23 protein-coding genes and 1 pseudogene are annotated in these 19,346 nt (G+C 63.5%); 13 read left to right on the forward strand and 11 right to left on the reverse strand.

From position 1 onward, the window contains the following. Positions 1-13 precede the first annotated feature (13 nt). Positions 14-1,063, reverse strand: a complete 1,050-nt coding sequence (locus ACZYHG_RS06645; protein WP_464613086.1) for a formyltransferase family protein — start codon at positions 1,061-1,063, stop codon at positions 14-16. Between the two features lie 484 nt (positions 1,064-1,547). Here ACZYHG_RS06645 and ACZYHG_RS06650 point away from each other — a divergent pair, with 484 nt between their 5' ends. Together ACZYHG_RS06650 and ACZYHG_RS06655 are read left to right on the forward strand one after the other, a co-directional pair. Further along, on the forward strand, positions 1,548-1,733 hold the full coding sequence (locus ACZYHG_RS06650) for a hypothetical protein (RefSeq protein ID WP_464613087.1): 186 nt from the start codon (positions 1,548-1,550) through the stop codon (positions 1,731-1,733). A gap of 7 nt (positions 1,734-1,740) precedes the next feature. Beyond that, positions 1,741-1,929: a hypothetical protein gene (locus tag ACZYHG_RS06655; RefSeq protein ID WP_027032167.1), complete on the forward strand. Its 189-nt coding sequence runs from the start codon at positions 1,741-1,743 to the stop codon at positions 1,927-1,929. A gap of 57 nt (positions 1,930-1,986) precedes the next feature. Here ACZYHG_RS06655 and ACZYHG_RS06660 read toward each other — a convergent pair whose 3' ends face one another. The 5 genes from ACZYHG_RS06660 to rph all read right to left on the reverse strand — a co-directional run bounded on the left by ACZYHG_RS06660 (position 1,987) and on the right by rph (position 5,447). Then, positions 1,987-2,310 (reverse strand): low molecular weight protein tyrosine phosphatase family protein, encoded by a 324-nt coding sequence (locus tag ACZYHG_RS06660; protein WP_464613088.1) that lies wholly within the window; start codon positions 2,308-2,310, stop codon positions 1,987-1,989. Positions 2,311-2,314: 4 nt separating this feature from the next. Continuing rightward, complete coding sequence (gene hemW, locus ACZYHG_RS06665; RefSeq protein WP_464613089.1) at positions 2,315-3,493, reverse strand: radical SAM family heme chaperone HemW; 1,179 nt, start codon at positions 3,491-3,493, stop codon at positions 2,315-2,317. Further along, a complete protein-coding gene (gene rdgB / locus ACZYHG_RS06670; protein ID WP_464613090.1) occupies positions 3,490-4,137 on the reverse strand; it encodes an RdgB/HAM1 family non-canonical purine NTP pyrophosphatase in 648 nt (215 codons plus the stop codon). The genes hemW and rdgB overlap by 4 nt, the downstream gene beginning before the upstream one ends. Beyond that, a complete protein-coding gene (locus ACZYHG_RS06675) occupies positions 4,137-4,547 on the reverse strand; it encodes a VOC family protein (RefSeq protein WP_464613091.1) in 411 nt (136 codons plus the stop codon). Before ACZYHG_RS06675 ends, rdgB begins: the two co-directional genes overlap by 1 nt. Positions 4,548-4,730: 183 nt before the next feature. After that, positions 4,731-5,447 (reverse strand): ribonuclease PH, encoded by a 717-nt coding sequence (gene rph / locus ACZYHG_RS06680; RefSeq protein ID WP_464613092.1) that lies wholly within the window; start codon positions 5,445-5,447, stop codon positions 4,731-4,733. A gap of 155 nt (positions 5,448-5,602) precedes the next feature. Here rph and hrcA point away from each other — a divergent pair, with 155 nt between their 5' ends. The 6 genes and pseudogenes from hrcA (at position 5,603) to ACZYHG_RS06710 (ending at position 11,177) form a co-directional block, all read left to right on the forward strand. Beyond that, positions 5,603-6,685 (forward strand): heat-inducible transcriptional repressor HrcA, encoded by a 1,083-nt coding sequence (hrcA, locus tag ACZYHG_RS06685; RefSeq protein WP_027032161.1) that lies wholly within the window; start codon positions 5,603-5,605, stop codon positions 6,683-6,685. A gap of 24 nt (positions 6,686-6,709) precedes the next feature. After that, a complete protein-coding gene (locus tag ACZYHG_RS06690; RefSeq protein ID WP_464613093.1) occupies positions 6,710-6,907 on the forward strand; it encodes a hypothetical protein in 198 nt (65 codons plus the stop codon). Positions 6,908-7,010: 103 nt separating this feature from the next. Continuing rightward, positions 7,011-8,374: pseudogene (locus tag ACZYHG_RS06695) on the forward strand (PQQ-dependent sugar dehydrogenase). A gap of 269 nt (positions 8,375-8,643) precedes the next feature. Continuing rightward, on the forward strand, positions 8,644-9,261 hold the full coding sequence (locus ACZYHG_RS06700) for a LysE family translocator (protein WP_464613094.1): 618 nt from the start codon (positions 8,644-8,646) through the stop codon (positions 9,259-9,261). Positions 9,262-9,449: 188 nt separating this feature from the next. Beyond that, positions 9,450-10,430: a cysteine synthase A gene (cysK, locus tag ACZYHG_RS06705; RefSeq protein ID WP_464613095.1), complete on the forward strand. Its 981-nt coding sequence runs from the start codon at positions 9,450-9,452 to the stop codon at positions 10,428-10,430. Positions 10,431-10,550: 120 nt separating this feature from the next. Continuing rightward, positions 10,551-11,177: a glutathione S-transferase family protein gene (locus tag ACZYHG_RS06710; RefSeq protein ID WP_464613096.1), complete on the forward strand. Its 627-nt coding sequence runs from the start codon at positions 10,551-10,553 to the stop codon at positions 11,175-11,177. 76 nt (positions 11,178-11,253) lie between these two features. Here the strand turns inward: ACZYHG_RS06710 and ACZYHG_RS06715 are convergent, their stop codons facing one another. From ACZYHG_RS06715 to ACZYHG_RS06730, 4 genes are all read right to left on the reverse strand, one after another. Then, positions 11,254-12,498: an RNA polymerase sigma factor gene (locus ACZYHG_RS06715; RefSeq protein WP_464613097.1), complete on the reverse strand. Its 1,245-nt coding sequence runs from the start codon at positions 12,496-12,498 to the stop codon at positions 11,254-11,256. A gap of 7 nt (positions 12,499-12,505) precedes the next feature. Beyond that, the gene (locus ACZYHG_RS06720; RefSeq protein ID WP_464613098.1) at positions 12,506-12,874 is read right to left on the reverse strand and encodes a YciI family protein; all 369 of its coding nucleotides are present in this window, start codon (positions 12,872-12,874) and stop codon (positions 12,506-12,508) included. A 206-nt stretch (positions 12,875-13,080) separates the two neighbouring features. Further along, a complete protein-coding gene (locus ACZYHG_RS06725) occupies positions 13,081-13,509 on the reverse strand; it encodes a thiol-disulfide oxidoreductase DCC family protein (RefSeq protein WP_464613099.1) in 429 nt (142 codons plus the stop codon). Between the two features lie 179 nt (positions 13,510-13,688). After that, entirely contained in the window at positions 13,689-13,829 is a 141-nt protein-coding gene (locus ACZYHG_RS06730) for a hypothetical protein (RefSeq protein ID WP_080680878.1), read from the reverse strand. A gap of 378 nt (positions 13,830-14,207) precedes the next feature. Here ACZYHG_RS06730 and ku point away from each other — a divergent pair, with 378 nt between their 5' ends. Together ku and ligD are read left to right on the forward strand one after the other, a co-directional pair. Further along, positions 14,208-15,077, forward strand: coding sequence for a non-homologous end joining protein Ku (ku, locus tag ACZYHG_RS06735; protein WP_464613100.1), 870 nt, complete (start codon positions 14,208-14,210; stop codon positions 15,075-15,077). Positions 15,078-15,089: 12 nt separating this feature from the next. Beyond that, positions 15,090-17,585 carry a DNA ligase D gene (gene ligD, locus ACZYHG_RS06740; protein WP_464613101.1) on the forward strand — a complete coding sequence of 832 codons (2,496 nt, stop codon included), beginning with the start codon at positions 15,090-15,092 and terminating at the stop codon, positions 17,583-17,585. 9 nt (positions 17,586-17,594) lie between these two features. On the opposite strand, the gene ACZYHG_RS06745 is transcribed toward ligD, so the two are convergent. Then, a complete protein-coding gene (locus tag ACZYHG_RS06745; protein ID WP_464613102.1) occupies positions 17,595-18,269 on the reverse strand; it encodes an ArsR/SmtB family transcription factor in 675 nt (224 codons plus the stop codon). Positions 18,270-18,337: 68 nt separating this feature from the next. Here ACZYHG_RS06745 and ACZYHG_RS06750 point away from each other — a divergent pair, with 68 nt between their 5' ends. From ACZYHG_RS06750 to ACZYHG_RS06760, 3 genes are all read left to right on the forward strand, one after another. Then, positions 18,338-18,547 (forward strand): DUF1127 domain-containing protein, encoded by a 210-nt coding sequence (locus ACZYHG_RS06750; protein WP_464613103.1) that lies wholly within the window; start codon positions 18,338-18,340, stop codon positions 18,545-18,547. A gap of 90 nt (positions 18,548-18,637) precedes the next feature. Continuing rightward, positions 18,638-18,970: an NIPSNAP family protein gene (locus tag ACZYHG_RS06755; protein WP_464613104.1), complete on the forward strand. Its 333-nt coding sequence runs from the start codon at positions 18,638-18,640 to the stop codon at positions 18,968-18,970. After that, positions 18,967-19,311, forward strand: a complete 345-nt coding sequence (locus ACZYHG_RS06760; protein WP_464613105.1) for an antibiotic biosynthesis monooxygenase family protein — start codon at positions 18,967-18,969, stop codon at positions 19,309-19,311. Before ACZYHG_RS06755 ends, ACZYHG_RS06760 begins: the two co-directional genes overlap by 4 nt. The last annotated feature ends 35 nt before the right edge of the window (positions 19,312-19,346 follow it).

Raw genomic sequence — 19,346 nt, forward strand, 5'->3', positions numbered from 1 at the left:
GGCTTGCAAAAGCTCACTCCGATTGGTCGAAAAGCCGAATTTCAAGATGCGGTTCTCCGGTCTTGGCGGGTACGAGCCTATCGTGCACCTTGATCAGCCGTTTGAGCAGGCGGTTGTAGGTGAAGTGAACAACCCTGCCGTCGGCCAGATCGAACTCGACGCTTGCCCATCGCTTGATCGGAGCTCGTCCTGTCGGCGGCCCCAGCCTTCGTATCTGGACACCGAGCCTCACGTTGCGATCGGCCATCCGGAGATAAATGCCGGGCACCGTTCCCAAGACGCGCCACAGCCGCGCGACGTGTTCCATCGGCATTGTGGGTAGAACCATCATTTGGGCGGGTTCGAGCTCAGCCCAGATGAAGTCGCCCTCCGGCTGCGGCATGCCCGACAGCGTGCCTCGGCAATAGGCCGGCACAGCGCCGCTCACCAGCATCCGGAAAGCGGTTGCGGTGCTGTGCGCCAGGCTCTGCTTGGACGCCCAATCAGCTTCGGAAAACGCCACCTGCGCGAGAATATCACCCTCGTCGTAAGCTGCCGACATCCTGTGCAGCGTTACACCGCCAAAAACCGCATGCTGGCCATCAACGACCAGCCGATGCAAGGGGTGCGGACCACGGTAATTGGGAAGCAGCGCCGGATGAAGATTGAGCCCGCCAACGCGAAAGCCGGCTAGCACGTCCTGCGGAACCAGGATCGGGAAGGCATAGGAGATCAGCACATCGGCTTTGATGCCTGACAATTGGCGCCGAAGCACGTCCCAATCATATGGCTTGCCGAATTCGATCAGCCTGGTCGGAATGTTGCCCAGATATCGTTTGAGCAAAAGCCTGCGCTGCAGCCTTCGTCTGATATTGCCGACACTGAAACCCTTTGGCCGGCGTCGGAAGCCAGGCACGACGATAGCGCCGATCCGGTTACCAGACTGTACCCATCCGGCCAGCAGCGGACCCGTATACTTGTCGATATTCAGCAAGAAAACTGCCGTAATCGGTCCGTTCTGGCTGACATCGCCGCCAGCCTGGACACTGATACCGGTCGACGCAGGGGGAGGCTGCTCCATCATATCGAGCCCTTCGCCATCGTTGCGCTATGCAAAGGAATAGCAGTGCAGCGGTTGCCTCCGGCTGGCAACCGGAAAAGCTTTCCGTGTCTTCGTGGGCTTCCGCCACCGGATACTCCGGCACGAGGACCCTCTGCTCGCGACTTGACAAGATGAGACGACGCAAGGAATCTCAGCCATCGAGGGATAAGCGGGAGTATGCCATGAAGAAAATATACGAAAAGCCTGTGCTGGTTAAGAGAGAGCGGCTATCGGCTGTCGTTGCCTTGGGGTCGCCTCCGTCCAAGTCGCCACCGCCTTGATGTAATATCGGCCTGTTGTGATACCGAAAGCCCGCTGGTTCCGTCCGGCGGGCTTTTTGTTTGCTGAGCCGATGCCGTGGCGGGAGTGACGGTCGCGATGTGAAATTCCCGCCATTCCTTTGCCACAGTGGGGAACGAAACCGGCATTGGCAGATTTAGCCCCTGATTCCTAAAGGGAGGACAGGATGGACAGCCTGAAGATACAGGACGCTTTCGAGCCCTACTACGCCGGCCGCAATCGCGTTGCCGCGCGACCGGACAAGCGGCTGACTGCCAAGACCGACGCCAGCCTGGCCAGGCGGGCCACAAGTGCCTTGCCGACGAATGTCAGGCTTTGCGACAACGAACCCGACAGCACGACGGAGCACTGACCGGACGATGCCCAATCGCTTCGATATCTTCATCACCCGTCTTGAAACGAAAACCGCCCGGGAAGGCGTGCCGCCACATGCGATGAACGACCAGCACAGCGTTCGCCGCGAAAAGGCCGATGCCAAACCGGCCCGAAACGGAACGGCACATGCCGAGAAGGATCGCGGCAAGCGCCGTTTCAAGCACGACGCCTGACCCTTCGACGGACTGAGACCGTTCTGCCTTCGTCATCGTGGCGGAGCAGGAACGAGGTTACCCCAGATACCGTGAAACGCGTGCCTTCAGAAGGCTAATCAATTCCAGGTCCATGAAGTCGTACTCGTCCGGTATGTCGAGACAAATGACGCGCGCCTTTTCCAAGCTCGCCTTGAATTTCTTCTGCAGCTTGGTGCGATGCGCCTTTTCCATGACGAAGATGAGGTCGGCCCACGCCACCAGCTCATGCGTCAGCGGCGTCTCCGCATCATGATTTGTTCCCGCCGACGCGACTTCGATATCCTGGCGCTTGGAGAACACCTGCTCGGCGGTCGGGCTGCGCAAGCGGTTCTGGCTGCAGACGAAGAGGATTTTCTTCATGAGGTTAGCGCGCCAGATCCGCCACCACGGCGTCGAGCACGATCATGCCGGCCGGGGTGGCGCGAAGGCGCGCATTACCGATCGGTGCCACCAGCCCCTCGCCCTGCAGCATCGACAGCCGCGCGCTCGACAGACCGCGGCCTGAAAACGCCTCGTAGCGCTGGAGGTCGATGCCCTCGGCGAGTCTTAGCCCCATCAGCAGGAATTCGTCAGCCTCTTCCGAGCGTGTCAGGATCTCGCCGCCGGTGATGCCGTGGCCCTTGGCCTCGACCAGATTGGCCCAGGTTTCCGGCATCCGCTCGGCGATCGTCACCGTGCGGCGGCCATTCTCGACGAAGCGGCCATGCGCGCCCGGGCCGACGCCGACATATTCGCCATAGCGCCAGTAGGTCAGATTGTGCCGGCTTTCGGCGCCTGGCCTGGCATGGTTGGAAATCTCATAAGCCGGCAAACCATGTGCGGCTGTGATCTCCTGCGTCAACGCATAGAGGTCGGCGGCATGGTCGTTGTCAGGGATGATGAACTTCTTTGCCGCATGCAGCGCGTGGAAGGGCGTGCCTTCCTCGATGGTCAGCTGATAGAGCGACAGGTGGTCGGCGGCGTGGCCGATGGCCTGTTCGAGCTCGGATGCCCAAGCTTCCGGCGTCTGGCCCGGCCGGGCGTAGATCAGGTCGAAGGATAGCCGTGGAAAGATCTCGCGCGCCAGCCCGATCGCATGCAGCGCTTCCTCGACATTGTGCAGGCGGCCGAGGAACCGCAAATCCTTGTCATTCAGTGCCTGGACGCCAAGCGAAACGCGGTTGACGCCGGCCGCCCGATAACCACGAAACCGTTCGGCCTCGACCGAGGACGGGTTGGCCTCCAGCGTCACCTCGATGCCGTCAGGCACCGTCCAGTTCTTGGCCACCGCGTCCAGGACCCTGGCCACGGTTTCCGGCTTCATCAGCGATGGCGTGCCGCCGCCGAGGAAAACGCTGGTCACCTCGCGCGGGCCGGTGCGCTGGCGCATCGTCGCCAGTTCGGCCTCGAAGGCGGCGGCAAAGCGCTCCTGGTCGACCGGCTGGTGGCGGACATGGCTGTTGAAGTCGCAATAGGGGCATTTGGCCGCGCAGAACGGCCAATGGACGTAGACGCCGAAGCCGGGGCTGCGATCCAGCGGCATGGTGATGCCGGATCCAGTCATGCCTCGCCCAATCTCGCTTTGGCGAATTTCTGGAAGGCGCGGGCGCGATGCGACAGGGCGGTCGCCTGGCCGGGCTTCCAGCCGTGTTTCTCCTCGGCACTCATCTCGCCGAAGGTTTTGTCGAAACCATCGGGCAAGAACACCGGATCGTAGCCGAAACCGAGCTCGCCGCGCGGCGGCCAGACCAGCGTGCCTTCGGCCTCGCCGCGATAATACTCGGCCTCGCCATCGGGGAAAGCCAAGCAGATGACGGCGACAAAGCGGCACTTGCGCTGTTCGGCCGAGGCGGCGCCGACTTCCTGCAACGCCACTTCGGTGCGCTGCATGGCCATGGCGAAATCCCGGCTGCCATCCGGGGTTTCGGCCCAGTTGGCGGTGTAGACGCCGGGCGCGCCGTCGAGCGCGTCGACGCAGAGGCCTGAATCATCCGACAGCGCCGGCAGGCCGGTCGCCTTTGCGGCGGCCAGCGCCTTGATGTAGGCATTCTCCTCGAAGGTGGTGCCGGTTTCGTCCGGCTCCGGCAGGCCATAGTCCTTGGCCGACTTCGCCTCGAAGCCGAACGGTCCCATCAAATCGGCGAATTCGCGCAGCTTGCCGGCATTGTGGCTGGCGACGACGATCTTTTTGCCATTTAGAGAATGCATCAAAGGCCCCAGATCCTTGGCTCGGCGAATTCGATCGAATTGCCCGAGGGGTCGCGTATATAGATCGAACAGCCGCCTTGCGGCCATTCGAATTCGCTTTCGATAGCGATTCTTTTCGCCTCCAGATGCGCTTTCCAGCCGGCGAGCTCTTCAGCGGTTGCCGCAAAGCAGAGATGGCCTTCGCCGACCGCGCCATGCGGTGGCACCGGCAGCCGGGCGTCCGGTGCCGGCGGCACCTTGGTCGCATCGGCGTTGAAGACGAGCAGCACGCCTGGGCCACAGCGGAAGAACAGGTGGCGGCCTTCGACCTTGCCGAGGAGGGTGAGGCCGAGAACATCGGTGTAGAAGGCTTCGGCGGCTGTCAAATCGGTGACGTAGAGCGCGGACTCAAGAATGGCAGAGGGCGTCACGAGGCACCCCCCTCTGCCCTGCCGGGCATCTCCCCCTCAAGGGGGGAGATTGGCAGCGTGAGCGCCGACTCATGGCATTCGACGTTGATGATTGGCGAACCCCTAGACAACAGCCGATCTCCCCCCTTGCGGGGGAGATGCCCGGCAGGCCAGAGGGGGGCGCTCAAGCTCCGCATTAAAATCCTAAGCCACCGCCATCTGCTGCAAACTCACCAGCCTCTGGATGCCCTTCTTGGCAAGGCCCATCAGTTCCCCGAACTGCCCTTCCGAAAAAGGCTCGCCCTCGGCGGTGCCCTGGATCTCGACGATGCCGCCCTTGCCGGTCATGACGAAATTGGCGTCGGTGCCGGCCGAGGAATCCTCGAGATAGTCGAGGTCGATGACCGGCTGGCCGTCATGAATGCCGCAGGAAATCGCCGCGACATGGTCTTTCAGCACCTTGGCGACGCTGGCCATCTGGCGGGCTTCCATCCAGCGCAGGCAATCATAGAGCGCGACCCAGCCGCCGGTGATCGAGGCGGTGCGGGTGCCGCCATCGGCCTGGATGACGTCGCAGTCGACGGTGATCTGCTGTTCGCCCAGCGCCTGCAAATCGACCACGGCGCGCAGCGAGCGGCCGATGAGGCGCTGGATCTCCAGCGTGCGGCCGCCCTGCTTGCCGGCGGAGGCCTCGCGGCGCATGCGCTCGCCGGTCGAGCGCGGCAGCATGCCATATTCGGCCGTGACCCAGCCCTTGCCGGAGTTGCGCATCCAGCCGGGTACTTTCTCCTCAAGGCTTGCGGTGCACAGGACATGGGTGTCGCCGAACTTCACCAGGCACGAACCTTCGGCATGCTTGGAGACGCCGCGCTCGAAGGAGATGGCGCGCATTTCGTCGAATTGGCGTTTGGAGGGGCGCATTCAGGCTCTTTCCCGTCATTTTTTTGAATCGTGGCCGGCTTGTAGCTCCACCAAGCCCATGGCGCAAAGGAAAATGGCCGGGCGATCTGACACAGACACCGGGTTGCGCCCACCGCACCGAAGTCTATATCCTTGAGGCGGAGGTTTTTGGCCGTATGACCAAGGCAGTCGATCCCAGTTCGCAGTCGCCGGCGCTTCAATCCCTCGACATGCGTTCCCGTGACATCTTCCGGCGCATCGTCGATTCCTATCTCAGGGATGGCGAACCCGTGGGCTCCCGCAGCCTGTCGCGCATCCTGCCGTCCTCGCTGTCGCCGGCCACCATCCGCAATGTGATGAGCGACCTCGAACATCTCGGCCTGATCTACGCGCCGCACATTTCGGCCGGCCGGCTGCCGACGCAGGCCGGGTTGCGCTTCTTCGTCGACGCCTTCATGGAACTTGGCGACCTCTCCGACGAGGAACGCCGCACCATCGAGGCGCAGGTGCGGGCCTCCGGCTCGGGTGCGACGCTGGAGCATATGCTGACCGAGGCCAGCCAGATGCTGTCTGGCATGTCGCGCGGCGCCGGCCTGGTGCTGGCCGCCAAGAACGAAGTGGCGCTGAAGCATATCGAATTCATCCAGCTCGAGCCGACCAAGGCGCTGGCCGTGCTGGTGTCGCAGAATGGCGACGTCGAGAACCGCGTCGTCGAACTGCCGGCGGGCATCACCGTGTCGCAGCTGCACGAGGCTTCCAATTTTCTCAACGCCCATATCAGGGGCCGCACGCTGGCCGAGGCGCGGATCGAGATCGCCCGTATCAAGGAAGAGACGAGGGCGGCCCTCGACACGCTGTCGCAGGACCTGGTCGAGAAGGGGCTGGCGGTGTGGGCGGGCGCCGATAGCGGCCTGCCGGCGCGGCTCATCGTGCGCGGTCGGGCCAATCTGCTCGAAAACGTCACCGCCCAGGCCGATATCGAACTGCTGCGGCATTTGTTTGAGGACATGGAGACGCAGGACGGGCTGATCCAGTTGCTTGATCTCGCCGAAGAGGGATCAGGCGTGCGCATCTTCATCGGCTCGGAAAACAAGCTGTTTTCGCTGTCGGGCTCGTCGCTGGTGGTCGCGCCCTATCGCGACAAGGATGCCCGCGTCGTCGGCGCGCTCGGCGTCATCGGCCCGACCCGGCTCAACTATGCCCGCATCGTGCCGATGGTCGATTATACGGCGCAACTGATATCACGCATGCTTCGTTAGGCTGGGGCAACCAAGGAGACGACGATGGCATTCGAAGAGATCAAGGCCCAGATCAGCCTGCTGCTGGAGGAAATGGTCAACCAGCCGGAAGACGTGCGCGAGGTGCAGGAGCAACTGCGCGAGAAGCTGCGCGAAATGCGCGCCATGGGCCTGCCACTGCCGGCCGATCTCGTCGAACTGGAAAGCCGCCTCGACAGCGATCTCGACTCCACGGAGGCCTGACAGCATCGCTTCAAATCGGCGTGTAGCGCGGAACAATACGCGATGCCGGCCGTTGCCTCTGGCTGTGGCCAGATGCGGGTGGGGTGGACACGTTGGAGGATCCATGTTCCGATTCGCCTCGCTTGCGGCCATCCCAGCCAGCGTTTTGCCAGCCAGCCTGTTGATCGCCAGCTGTGCCTTCGCGGCCGACCACCCGGTGCTGATGGGGCCTGCCGCCTTCGGTGACTGGCGCGCCGACAAGCCCGGCGTGCGCCGCCTGATCAGGCCGGAAGACCTGCCAAAACCCTATGTCACCAAGTCCGCCTCGAACAGCGCCGGTCTTGCCGACATGCCGGCGGACGCCAAGCCGCAGCTTCCGGAGGGTTTTTCGGCCGAGCTGATCGCGTCGGGCATCGACAATCCGCGTGTCGTGCGCGTGGCACCCAATGGCGACCTGTTTATCGCCGACAGCGAAGCCAACCAGATCCGCGTCTACCGCCTTGCCGAGGGCAGCGCGAACCCCGTCGAGAACGGCATCTTCGCCGGCAATCTGAACCAGCCCTATGGCATCGCCTTCTATCCACCGGGCGACGACCCGCAATGGGTCTATGTCGCCAACAGCGACAGCATCGTGCGCTTTGCCTACCGCAAGGGCGACCTGAAGGCATCAGGCGAACCGCAAACCATCGTCGACAACATTCCCGCCAACCACCACTGGACCCGCGACATTGTCTTCTCGCCGGACGGCAAGACGCTCTATCTGTCCGTCGGCTCCGGCTCGAACGTCGCCGAGGATATGGGCAGAGCGCCGGAGGGCGGCCTCGACGCGTGGCTCAAGTCGAAGCCGCTGGGTGCGACATGGGGCTCCGAGGACGGCCGCGCCGACGTGCGGGCCTTCGATCCGGACGGCAAGAACGGCCGCATCGTCGCCACCGGCCTGCGCAACTGTTCGGGCATGACCGTCCAGCCGGCGACCGGCGACCTGTGGTGCGTCGTCAACGAGCGCGACGCGCTCGGCGACAATGTGCCGTCCGAATACGCCACGTCAGTCAGGCAAGGCGCCTTCTACGGTTGGCCCTGGTACTACATCGGCAACAATGAGGACCCGCGCCACAAGGGCGAGCGCCCCGATCTGGCCGGCAAGGCAACCATTCCCGATGTGCTGATGCAGGCGCATTCGGCGCCGCTCAACATCGCTTTCTATACCGGTAAGACGTTCCCGCAGGACTATCAGGGCGACGCCTTCGTGGCCCTGCATGGTGGTGGAACCGCGGCAATCGGACCGGCTACAAGGTTGTCAGGTTGCTGTTCAAGGACGGCAAACCGACCGGTGAATACGAGGACTTCATGACCGGCTTTGTCGTCTCCAATGGCGAGGTGTGGGGAAGGCCGATCGGCGTGGCGGTCGCAAACGACGGCGCGCTGATCGTGACCGAGGACGGCAACGGCACCATATGGCGGGTGACCTATGGTGGCGGACGGTCCTGAAGACGGCGCAGGCCCCCTCACCCGGATTGCCAAACCCGAATTGCAAATGCAATTCGGGGCAATCCGACCTCTCCCCGGCGGGGAAAGGAGGCTGCTGGCGCTGACCCCCGTCTCTTCTCCCCCGGGGAGAAGGTGGCCGCGAAGCGGCCGGATGAGGGGGCTTCGTAAGGCGAAGGCCGGGATATCTGGTGCAATGGAATCCGACCCCTAGGGAATTCAACCGTGGCCCGTCCCATGCGATAAAGCCCGCTGATCTGGGACCCCTATCCATGACCCTCACCGGCTTCCTCGCCTACAGTGCCGCGCTTGGCATCGCCGCTGCCATTCCCGGCCCCGGCGTCACCGCGCTGGTCGCGCGGGCGCTCGGTTCCGGTTTCCGCTCGTCGCTGGCCATGTCGTTGGGCCTGATGCTGGGCGACCTTACCTACCTGACCGCAGTCGTGCTCGGCCTCGCCTTTGTCGCGCAGACCTTCGGCATGGTGTTCCTGGCCATCAAATGGGCAGGGGTCGCCTATCTCGCCTTCCTCGGCTGGTGCTTCTGGACCGCCGGTATCACGCCTGAAACCATCGAAGCCCGGAAGGGCAAGGCTGGATTTGTTTCGAGTTTCGCAGCAGGCCTCACCGTGACGCTCGGCAATCCGAAGACCATGATCTTCTATCTCGCCATCACGCCGACCATCGTCGACCTGAAGACGATCACGCTGGCCGATTACGGTATTCTCGTCGCGTTGACCGTGGTCGTGCTGTTCATCGTGCTGGTGCCCTACCTGGCGCTGGCCGCCAAGGCGCGCTGGTTCCTGAAATCGCCGCGCGCGCTGAAGATGCTCAACCGCACCGCCGCCGGCTTCATGGTCGGCGCGGCAGCAGCGATCGCGGCCCGCCAGTAGAGCCCTTTCGGCCAAAATATTCCAGATATCGGCCTTTGCGGAAAACGCTTTTCCGAGGCAATGCGGTTTTAGACACGAGGCCCACTCGGATATTTTCCGCCAACGGTCTATCTTGCCGCCGAAGGCCCTATATCCTTGCCGGCACTTGCCTGAAATCTCACTTGCCTGAAATATTGGGAGCGAAACCAATGAACAAGCCCGTTACCTCCGCCCGCGTCCCCGGCCGCGGCCGCATCTACGATTCCATCACCGATACGATCGGCGATACACCGCTGGTGCGGCTCGACAAATTCGCCAAGGAGAAGGGCATCGTCGCCAATCTCGTCGCCAAGCTCGAATTCTTCAATCCGATCGCCTCGGTCAAGGACCGCATCGGCGTGGCGATGATCGAGGCGCTGGAGGCGGCTGGCAAGATTTCGCCCGGCAAGACGACACTGGTCGAGCCGACCTCTGGCAATACCGGCATCGCGCTCGCCTTCGCCGCCGCCGCCAAGGGCTACAAGCTGATCCTGACCATGCCGGAGACGATGTCGGTCGAGCGCCGCAAGATGCTGGCGCTGCTCGGCGCCGAACTGGTGCTGACCGAAGGCCCGAAAGGCATGAAGGGCGCCATCGCCAAGGCCGACGAACTGGCCGCGACGATCCCCAACGCCATCATCCCGCAGCAGTTCGAAAACCCCGCCAATCCGGAAATCCACCGCACGACCACGGCCGAGGAGATCTGGAACGACACGCAGGGCGAGGTCGACATCTTCGTCGCCGGCATCGGCACCGGCGGCACCATCACCGGCGTCGGCCAGGTGCTGAAGAAGCGCAAGCCCTCGGTACAGATCGTCGCGGTCGAGCCGGAAGCCTCGCCGGTGCTGTCGGGCGGCCAGCCCGGCCCGCACAAGATCCAGGGCATCGGCGCCGGCTTTGCACCAAAGATCCTCGACACCACGATCTACGATGAGATCGTCAAGGTCTCGAATGAGGATTCGGTTGCCAATGCGCGTCTCGTCGCCCGCCTCGAAGGCGTGCCGGTCGGCATCTCGTCGGGCGCCGCCCTGCAGGCGGCGATCGTCGTCGGCTCGCGGCCGGAGAACAAGGGCAAGACCCTGGTGGTGATCATCCCGTCCTTCGCCGAACGCTATCTGTCGACGATCCTGTTCGAAGGGCTCGGCGCGTAGCTCGTCGCTGCTGCTGGCCCTTTGAAAAACCGCCGGTGGCGCCTGCCGCCGGCTTGAGCGGCACCCTGCTTCCGGTTCATATCCCCATCGGCCCGCTCTGTTCGGGCCAGGGAGGAATTCATGTACAAGCTCTACACCCGTCCGGGCAGCGGCGGCTTCGTCGTCGAGGCGGCGCTGGCGCTGGCGAACGCGCCATTCGAACAGATCGATGTGCCGAAATCCGACCGGCCCGATCCGGCCTTCCTCGACATCAGCCCGCTGAACCAGGTGCCGGTGCTGACCTTGCCGGACGGAAGTTCGATGACCGAATCGGCGGCGATCTGCATCCTGCTTGCCGAGCGCCATCCCGATGCAGGCCTGGCGCCGGCGGTCGACGCGCCGGCCCGTGCCGAGTTCCTGCGCTGGATGGCCTTCATGTCGTCGGTGCTCTACCCGGCGGTGCTGCGGCTGTACTACGCCCATCGCTACACGGCCGACGCCGACGGCACGAAAGCCGTCAAGCAGGCGGCAATCGCCGAGATGGACCGCGGCTTCGCCGTTCTCGACAACGCCCTGCAAGGCCGTGACTGGCTGGTGGGCGAGGCGATGTCGCTGGCCGATATCTATCTCGTCATGCTGGTGGCCTGGCATCCCGACATCGACAGCGCGCGGACAGCATGGCCCAATATCGAACGTCTATGGGCCCGGCTGCGCGAGCACCCGCTGATGAAGACGCTCAACACATCGCACGAGATGTGGCCCGGCTAGAGCTCTTTGTTTTGGCGCAATTACGGACGGAAAGCCGTTACACACTTGTTCTGGAATTGCTCTGAGCAGGCGAGGCTCAATTTCGCAGCATTGCCCTTTTGCCCTGCAGGAACCGGCGCACCGCTGGATCGCGCTCGAGGCCGATCGCGCGGTCATAGGCCTCGCTTGCCTGTGGCACCTGGCCCAGCCTGGCCAGGAGACCGGCCCGCGCCGCCCAGTAAGGCTGATACTCATTGAGCCGCTTGTCGTCGCCCAGCACGTAAAGCGTCGCCAGCCCCGTCACGGCGCCTTCCGTTTCGGCAAGCGCCACCGCGCGGTTGATCGCCACCACCGGCGATCCAGCGATCAAAAGCAGCGCATCGTAGAGCTCGCGGATCGCGAACCAGTCGGTGCGGCCGGTCAGCCGTCGCGCCGCATGGGCCGACTGTACGGCCGCCTCGAGCTGGTAGCGGCCGATGGCGCCGCGCGCCGCGGCGTGGGACAGAAGCGCCTCCGCCTCATCGATGAGGGCGCGGTCCCACAGCGCGCAATCCTGTTCCGCCAGCGGCACGAAATCGCCATCGGCATTGCGCCGGGCAGTGCGGCGCGCCTCGGCAAACAGCATCAGCGCCAACAGGCCAAGGGCTTCCGGCTCTTGCGGCATCAGCGTGGCCACCAGGCGGCCGAGCCAGATGCCTTCGGTGGCGAGGTTGCGCGCCCTAGTCTCCGTGCCGGCCGGGTCCGACCAGCCTTCGGCGAAAGCGGCGTAGATCGCCTCCAGCACGGCATCCAGCCGTTCGCCGAGTTCCGCCCGCTCCGGCACGCGGAACGGAATGCCGGTTTCGCGGATACGGGTCTTGGCGCGCACCAGGCGCTGGCCCATCGCTGCCGGCGAGACCAGGAAGGCGGAGGCGATCGTGGCGGCATCGAAGCCGAGCACGGCCTGCAGGATCAGCGGCGCCCGCACGCCAGGTTCGATCGCCGGATGCGCGCAGGCAAACATCAGCCGCAACCTCTCGTCGGGCAGGTCTTCGTCGGTCATGCGTGCCTCCATCTCTTCGGCAATCAGCTTGAGATGATCACGGGCCGCCTCCCGGGTGAGCCGCCGGCGAACCGAATCAACGCGGCGACGACGCGCCACAGCAAGCAACCAGGCTGCCGGCTTTTCAGGCACGCCTGACCGCGGCCACCGTTCGAGCGCGGCTGCAAAGGCGTCGGCCAGCGCGTCCTCGGCGGCGGCCACGTCACGCGTGCGCGCCGCGAGCCAGGCGACCAGCTTGCCATAACTCTGCCGGGCGGCGGCCTCAGCGGCCGCCCGGGCGATCTCCGGGCGACTGTCCATTACGCCGTCATTTCTGGGGCATGTAGTCGGCCAATTCCCAGATCGGCCGCAACTCGACCGTGCCGGTGCTGGCCGCCGGGCAGCGCGCCGCCCATTCGATGGCAGTGTCGATATCAGCCGCCTCGATCATATAGAAGCCGGCAAGCTGCTCCTTGGTGTCGGCATAGGGGCCGTCGATCACATGGGTCTTGCCGTCGGCGATCCGCACCGAGGTGGTCGCCTGGGTCGGGCGCAGTCGCTCGCCGGCCAGCCATACGCCGGATTTCTTCAAGGCTTCCGTATAGGCGGCATAGGCCGCGCTCATCTGCTGGAGCTGCTCGACCGGCGTTTTCGCCAGCGCGGCTTCGTCGCCGTTAATCAAAATCATGTATCGCATGGGTGTTCTCCCGTGGTTTGGAAGGCCGCGTCCTTGCGGGGCCAGACGTATGTCGCGCGGCAGCGGCCGATTTCGACAGGCCGCGGAAAAACTTTCGACCCTGATCGGGCATGGTGCAAGCCACCACCGCATGCACATCGACCATCCGCAAAAAAGCCTAAACGGCTCCGGGTCGACCCAACCCGTCAAATGCCGGGACCAGACATCTAGCCAAGGAGCCGCTCCCGCAGCTCCGGCGATGGAATGTCGCAGCTCTCCTTCCGGCCAAACAGGGCGTAGCGATTCCTGGCGATGCGCTCGTACAGCCAGTTGCGCAGCGGGCGTGGCAGCAGCAACAGCGCCTTCGCCACGCGCCATGGCCAGCCGAGTTCCGACATGACGGCGACAAAACTGTCGAGGTGGGTGAAGGCGGTGCCGTCGATGAGGACGAGATTGGTCTCGTAAGAGTCCGTGCGCAGTCCATGTTGCCGGAACAACGCTTCACCGAAGGGCGACTGCGCGGTGGCGAAGCGGAAGCGGCTTTGGCGGTCGAGCCTGACCACCATGCGTACGGAGCCGGAGCAGAGCACGCAGACGCCGTCGAAGACGATCAGCGGATGACTTGCATCGAAGGGTTCAGAGGGACGCTCGGTCACGCGGGCCTCGGCTGCTCATGTCCTGGGACACTAAGTCAGCCAGAGGCGGGATCAAAGACGTGGCGATGTCGCACGCCGTCTGTCGGCGAGCGCGGGGCGCTCGGAACGATATGTGGTGGCGCGGGTCTCGGTGCCCGGCCTGCAGATACGGCTGTTGTGGCGGTTCTCGAACGTCATGGTCAGTGCGCACCCAGCGAGGTGCCGCGACGGGCGCAAGCCGGACCGGGGCCGCGCATGTAATAGCGCTCGGGCCGGTAGGTTGGCGCGATGAATTCGCGGATGGCTGCGGCATAGCCGATGAGGTGCGTAAGGAAGTTCATTTACCCTGTCCCTGTCCCGATTTTCGGATGTCCCTTCCGAATTGCGAGAATGATAACATCGAGGCGTGAATAGTCGGTGAACACGATGTTAATATCTGGTCGAAAACCCGTTGCTTCGTGGCCGGAATGCGGCTGATTCGGGGTGTTTCCGTGCTCTCTGTCGCCATTCCACCCAGTGTGACTTTTGCATCACATATGTTTCGTTTGAATGTCGCCTGCGCGCGGTTCTGTTTCAATTTCTGCCGCGCTCATAAAATTTCCATTCTGGCCGCCTCGACTCAAGGTCCCGGCCTCGAAATGCCGAACGTCACACGGCCAAGGAACTGGAGTGCGCCCTGTCCGTTCTCACCTTCATCTGGATCCTGGAGGGAAATTGCCATGGCGCCGCGTCCTGCCTGGAAGGGCTATCTGAAGCTGTCGCTGGTCACCTGTGCCGTCGAACTGACCAATGTCGTCACCCACACGGAAAAGGTCTCGTTCAGGGTGCTGAACCGCAAGACCGGCAACACGGTGAAGCGCATCTATGTCGATGCCGAGACCGGCAAGCCGTTGGGCGATGGCGACGAGATCAAGGGCTATGAACTCGACGGCGGCGATTTCGTCCACATCGATGAAGACGAGATCGAGGCGGTGCAGATCGAATCCTCGCACACGATGAGCCTTGACGGTTTCATCGACAAAGCCTCGATCCAGCAAATCTATCTCGATACGCCCTATTATGTCGCGCCGGCCGACAAGGTGTCGGAGGAGGCGTTTGCCGTCATCCGCGATGCCATGGCCGGCAAGAAGATGGCCGGACTGGCGCGCATCGTGCTCTACAACCGGGAACGTCCCGTGGTCATCGAGCCGCTCGGCAAGGGCATGGTGCTGACGACGCTGCGCTACGACAATACGGTGCGCCAACCGGATAGCGTGTTCGGCGAGATCAAGGCGGTGAAGACCGACCAGGAGATGACGGATCTGGCCGAACTGATCATCGACAAGAAGAAAGCCAAGTTCGACCCGTCGAAATTCGATGACAAATATGAGGACGCGCTGCTCGAACTGATCCGCGCCAAGAAGGCGGGCAAGAAGGCGCCCACAGCCAAGGCGGCGCCCAAACCCTCCAATGTCGTCGACCTGTTCGACGCCCTGAAGAAGAGCCTGTCGTCGGATTCAGCCTCGACAAAAACGTCGGCCGCGAAAGCCAAGCCGGCGGCCAAACGCGCCAAGTCGAAAGCCGCCGCGCCCAAGCGCAAATCCGCCTGAGGACGAGAAACAATGGCCGCCCTCGAACAGTACAACGCCAAGCGCGATTTCAAGAAGACGTCGGAGCCGGCCGGCAAGGTTGTCCGCGGCACGAAAGCCGGCGGCATCTTCGTCATCCAGAAACATGCCGCGACAAGGCTGCACTATGATTTTCGTCTCGAGCATGACGGCGTGCTGTGGAGCTGGGCGGTGACGCGCGGGCCCAGCCTCGATCCGCACGAAAAACGGCTCGCGGTGCATGTCGAGGATCATCCGATCGACTATGCCTCCTTCGAGGGCACGATCCCCAAGGGCGAATATGGCGGCGGCTCGGTCATCGTCTGGGACGAAGGCACGTGGGTGCCCGAGATCGATCCGGCCAAGGCGATGAAGAAGGGCCACATCAGCTTCGAGCTCAAGGGCCACAAGCTGCATGGTCTGTGGCATCTGGTGCGGCTGAAGCCACGCGCTGGCGAGAAGCGCGACAACTGGCTGCTGATCAAATCGGACGATGCCGCCGCACGGCCCGGCGACGATATTCTGAAGGAGGCGCCGGAATCAGTGAAGTCCGGCCTGACGATCGAAGAGGTCGGCGAAGGCAAGGCGGCCAAGGGCGAGAAGCCGAAAGTCTGGCATTCCAACAAGCCGGCTGCCGCGAAGGCGAAGGCTGCAGGCCGGAAACTCGACTTCATCGAACCGCAACTTGCGACGCTGGAGCGGGATGCACCCGGCGGCAAGGATTGGCTGCATGAAGTAAAATTCGATGGCTATCGCATGCAGGCGCTGATCGCCGGCACGGATGTGCGGCTCTTGACCCGCACCGGGCTCGACTGGACGGAGAAGTTCGGCGGCGAGATCGCGGCCGAACTGGCAGGGCTGAAATGCAGCGACGCGATCATCGATGGCGAGATCGTCGTGCTGGCCGACAGCGGCGTTTCTTCCTTCGCGCTGCTGCAACAGGATTTGTCGGCGAAGCGGACAGACCGCTTCATCTACTACGTCTTCGATATCATGCATCTCGATGGCCAGGATTTGCGCGCCGAGCCGCTGGTCGAGCGCAAGCAGGCCCTGCAGGAGCTGCTCGGCAAGCAGCCGGACAATCCGGCAGTGCGTTTCTCCGACCACTTTTCCGAACCCGGCAAGATCATGCTTGAGCATGCCTGCCGCATGGGTCTGGAAGGCGTCGTGTCAAAACGCGCCGATGCGCCCTATCGCAGCGGGCGCGGGTCGACATGGGTGAAGTCGAAATGCACGGCACGCCAGGAATTCGTCATCGGCGGCTATCTGCCGTCGGACAAGACCGGGCGCGGGCTGCGCTCGCTGCTGGTCGGCTTTTATGAAGGCGGCAAACTGCACTATGCCGGTCGCGTCGGCACCGGCTTCTCCGCCAAGGCTGCGACGGAGCTGAAGAAAAAACTCGATGCGCTGAAGGCGCAGGATTCGCCCTTCGACGCGGCCGTGCCGAAGGGCAAGGGCCTGGTCTGGGTCAAGCCGGAGCTTGTCGGCGAAGTGGAGTTTCGCAGCTGGACCTCGGACCGTATAATACGCCATGCCTCGTTCCAGGGGTTGCGCGAGGACAAGCCGGCGGAGGACGTTGTGCAAGAAAAGCCGAAGGCAGCGACAAGCAAGGCCAAGCCGGCATCAGGCGGCACTGGCAAATCCGCCGGGGCGATGACGACCACGGTCAAACTCTCCCACCCCGACAAGCTGCTGTGGCCGGAGGAGAAAATCTCCAAGCAGGGCCTGCTCGACCATTACGCGCAGGTCTGGCCACGCATGGAGCAATTCGTCGTCAACCGGCCGCTCAGCCTGGTGCGGGCGCCGGATGGCGTCGGCGGACCGCGCTTCTTCCAAAAACATGCCTCGGCGGGCATGAGCGACAAGATCGCGCGCATGGAGGACCCCACAGATGGCGAGGAGATCCTGTTCATCCGGGATTTCGACGGGGTCGCGGCACTCGTCCAGTATGGCGTGGTGGAAATCCACATCTGGGGCTGCACGATCGACAAGCTTGAACAGCCTGACCAGATCATCTTCGATCTCGACCCCGATGAAGGCGTCGAGGTGAAAGCGGTGCGTGAGGCGGCGCTCGACATCAGGGGCAAGCTAGACGAGCTGTCGCTGCCGAACTTCGTCAAGACATCGGGCGGCAAGGGCTATCATGTGCTGGTGCCGCTGAAACCGTCCGCGGATTGGGAGGCGGTGAAGACGTTAACGCATGATTTCGCCAAGGCGCTGGAGCAGTCCGCCCCGGACCGCTACACGGCGACGCTGTCGAAAAAGGCGCGCACCGGAAAAATCTTCGTCGACTATCTGCGCAATGGCAGGGGCTCAACGACCGTCGCGCCCTATTCGTCGCGGGCCAAGAAAGGCGCGACGGTGTCGATGCCGGTGACGTGGGCGGAGATCGAGGCCGGGCTGGCGCCGAACGCTTTTCCGATCGGCGACAAGACGACGCTGGCGAAGTTGGCGGAAGCCGATCCGTGGAAGGATTTCTTCAAGCAGGGGAAGGCGTTGAAGCGGGGGTAGTTCGTAGCCTCAAGCCAGAAACACCCTTTCGAAGGCCTGCTTGCCCGGCGGGGAAAACACCACCGCGCGGCTGTCCTTTTCCCGCCTTGCCCATTTCTCCAACAGAATCTTGTCGAGGATGGCTGCACCCAAAGTGCCGGCGAGATGCGAGCGGCGAACGCTCCAGTCGAGGCAGGCGCGGCAGACCGGCCGGCGCGGCTTGGAGCCGACCTCGATGCCGATGGCCGCGAAATGCGAGGCTGCCGACGGCCCGAGCCTGATCTCCTTGTCGTCACGCACCAGTATGTCTTTCTCGACCAGGCGATCGAGCATCGCCACCGCCTGTTCGCCGGCGAGGTGGTCGTAGCAGACGCGCGCCACGCGCATGGCGCCGTCGCGCGGACCCGGCCGCACGCGCTTCGGGCCAACAGCTTCCGCGACACCGGTGATGGCTTCGATCATGCCTGCCACCTGTGGTCCAGCGAGGCCGTAATAGCGATGACGGCCCTGGCTGGCCAGGGTCAGCAGCCCGCCCTCCATCAGTTTCGACAGATGCGAAGAAGCGGTGGGCAGCGACACGCCGGCTTCCAGCGCCAGTTCACTCGCCGTCAGTGCCGTGCCGCCCATCAGCGCGTTCAGCATATTGGCGCGGGCCGGGTCGCCGACCAGGCTGGCGATGCGGGCGATGTCGGGTCCTTCACGCATAGTTCGTTCCTCATCGAAGCATTCTTGTCAGATAACCACTATTCTCCGACCAGATCAAGGAGACGACGATGACAGCACGAACCACCTTCACCCCGTTCCCCGGCAGCCAATCGTTCCCGTTCATCGACTGGGTTCGTATGCGGCTGCTGGCCCGCTGGTATGACCGTTACCTGCAACGCCGTGACCTTTCGGAGGTCGACGACCACCTGCTGCGCGACCTCGGCCTGACCCGGGAGGACGTGCGCCGCGAATGCGCGAAGTCCTTCTGGCGGTCATGACCAGCAAGAGAATTGCCTAGCAGATCGAGCGGCACAACGTTTCGACGTGGCTCGAACCATCGACGCCAACCATCCCAAAAGGAGACGACCATGACCATCACCTGCTTCATCCGCTATGAGATCGACCCGTTCGGCAAGCCTGCCTTCGAGGAGTATGCCCGCAACTGGGGCCAAGCCATTCCGCGCTGCGGCGCCGATCTGATCGGCTATTACGCACCGCATGAAGGATCAGCGACGACGGCCTATGCCGCCTACAACATCGAAAGCCTGGCAGCCTACGAAGCCTATCGTGCGCGGCTTGCCGCCGATCCCGCCGGCAAGGCAAACTATGAGTTCGCCAAGCGTGAACGATTCATCCTCAAGGAGGACCGCATGTTTCTAAAACACGTCTCGGGACCACACGCAAAATTGGTGCTGCCGTGATCGCCGTCATCTTCGAGGTGCAGCCCGCGGAGGGCCGGCGCAATGCCTATCTCGGCATTGCCGCCGAGCTGCGCCCGCTGCTCGACGGTATCGACGGGTTCATCTCCATCGAACGCTTCCAGAGCTTGGCCGACACCAACCGCATCCTGTCACTGTCATTCTGGCGCGACGAGGAGGCGGTGAAGGCCTGGCGCACCACCGAGGAACACCGGCAAGCGCAGCAGGCGGGGCGCGACGGTATATTTGCCGGTTATCGACTGCGCATCGCCCATGTGGTGAGGGATTATGGGCTGACGGAGAGGGATGAGGCGCCGGCGGACAGCCGGGCGGTGAATGGGTAGGCTCCTCCTTCCCCCTTGCGGGGAAAGGACAGAGT

This window comes from Mesorhizobium subarcticum (genome assembly GCF_055456085.1).

Excerpts from the sequence above, each read along its gene's own strand:
- ACZYHG_RS06645 (WP_464613086.1), bottom strand. The coding sequence starts at position 1,063 with ATGATGGAGCAGCCTCCCCCTGCGTCGACCGGTATCAGTGTCCAGGCT.
- ACZYHG_RS06650 (WP_464613087.1), top strand. The coding sequence starts at position 1,548 with ATGGACAGCCTGAAGATACAGGACGCTTTCGAGCCCTACTACGCCGGC.
- ACZYHG_RS06655 (WP_027032167.1), top strand. The coding sequence starts at position 1,741 with ATGCCCAATCGCTTCGATATCTTCATCACCCGTCTTGAAACGAAAACC.
- ACZYHG_RS06660 (WP_464613088.1), bottom strand. The coding sequence starts at position 2,310 with ATGAAGAAAATCCTCTTCGTCTGCAGCCAGAACCGCTTGCGCAGCCCG.
- hemW (WP_464613089.1), bottom strand. The coding sequence starts at position 3,493 with ATGACTGGATCCGGCATCACCATGCCGCTGGATCGCAGCCCCGGCTTC.
- rdgB (WP_464613090.1), bottom strand. The coding sequence starts at position 4,137 with ATGCATTCTCTAAATGGCAAAAAGATCGTCGTCGCCAGCCACAATGCC.
- rph (WP_464613092.1), bottom strand. The coding sequence starts at position 5,447 with ATGCGCCCCTCCAAACGCCAATTCGACGAAATGCGCGCCATCTCCTTC.
- hrcA (WP_027032161.1), top strand. The coding sequence starts at position 5,603 with ATGACCAAGGCAGTCGATCCCAGTTCGCAGTCGCCGGCGCTTCAATCC.
- ACZYHG_RS06690 (WP_464613093.1), top strand. The coding sequence starts at position 6,710 with ATGGCATTCGAAGAGATCAAGGCCCAGATCAGCCTGCTGCTGGAGGAA.
- ACZYHG_RS06700 (WP_464613094.1), top strand. The coding sequence starts at position 8,644 with ATGACCCTCACCGGCTTCCTCGCCTACAGTGCCGCGCTTGGCATCGCC.
- cysK (WP_464613095.1), top strand. The coding sequence starts at position 9,450 with ATGAACAAGCCCGTTACCTCCGCCCGCGTCCCCGGCCGCGGCCGCATC.
- ACZYHG_RS06710 (WP_464613096.1), top strand. The coding sequence starts at position 10,551 with ATGTACAAGCTCTACACCCGTCCGGGCAGCGGCGGCTTCGTCGTCGAG.
- ACZYHG_RS06715 (WP_464613097.1), bottom strand. The coding sequence starts at position 12,498 with ATGGACAGTCGCCCGGAGATCGCCCGGGCGGCCGCTGAGGCCGCCGCC.
- ACZYHG_RS06720 (WP_464613098.1), bottom strand. The coding sequence starts at position 12,874 with ATGCGATACATGATTTTGATTAACGGCGACGAAGCCGCGCTGGCGAAA.
- ACZYHG_RS06730 (WP_080680878.1), bottom strand. The coding sequence starts at position 13,829 with ATGAACTTCCTTACGCACCTCATCGGCTATGCCGCAGCCATCCGCGAA.
- ku (WP_464613100.1), top strand. The coding sequence starts at position 14,208 with ATGGCGCCGCGTCCTGCCTGGAAGGGCTATCTGAAGCTGTCGCTGGTC.
- ligD (WP_464613101.1), top strand. The coding sequence starts at position 15,090 with ATGGCCGCCCTCGAACAGTACAACGCCAAGCGCGATTTCAAGAAGACG.
- ACZYHG_RS06745 (WP_464613102.1), bottom strand. The coding sequence starts at position 18,269 with ATGCGTGAAGGACCCGACATCGCCCGCATCGCCAGCCTGGTCGGCGAC.
- ACZYHG_RS06750 (WP_464613103.1), top strand. The coding sequence starts at position 18,338 with ATGACAGCACGAACCACCTTCACCCCGTTCCCCGGCAGCCAATCGTTC.
- ACZYHG_RS06755 (WP_464613104.1), top strand. The coding sequence starts at position 18,638 with ATGACCATCACCTGCTTCATCCGCTATGAGATCGACCCGTTCGGCAAG.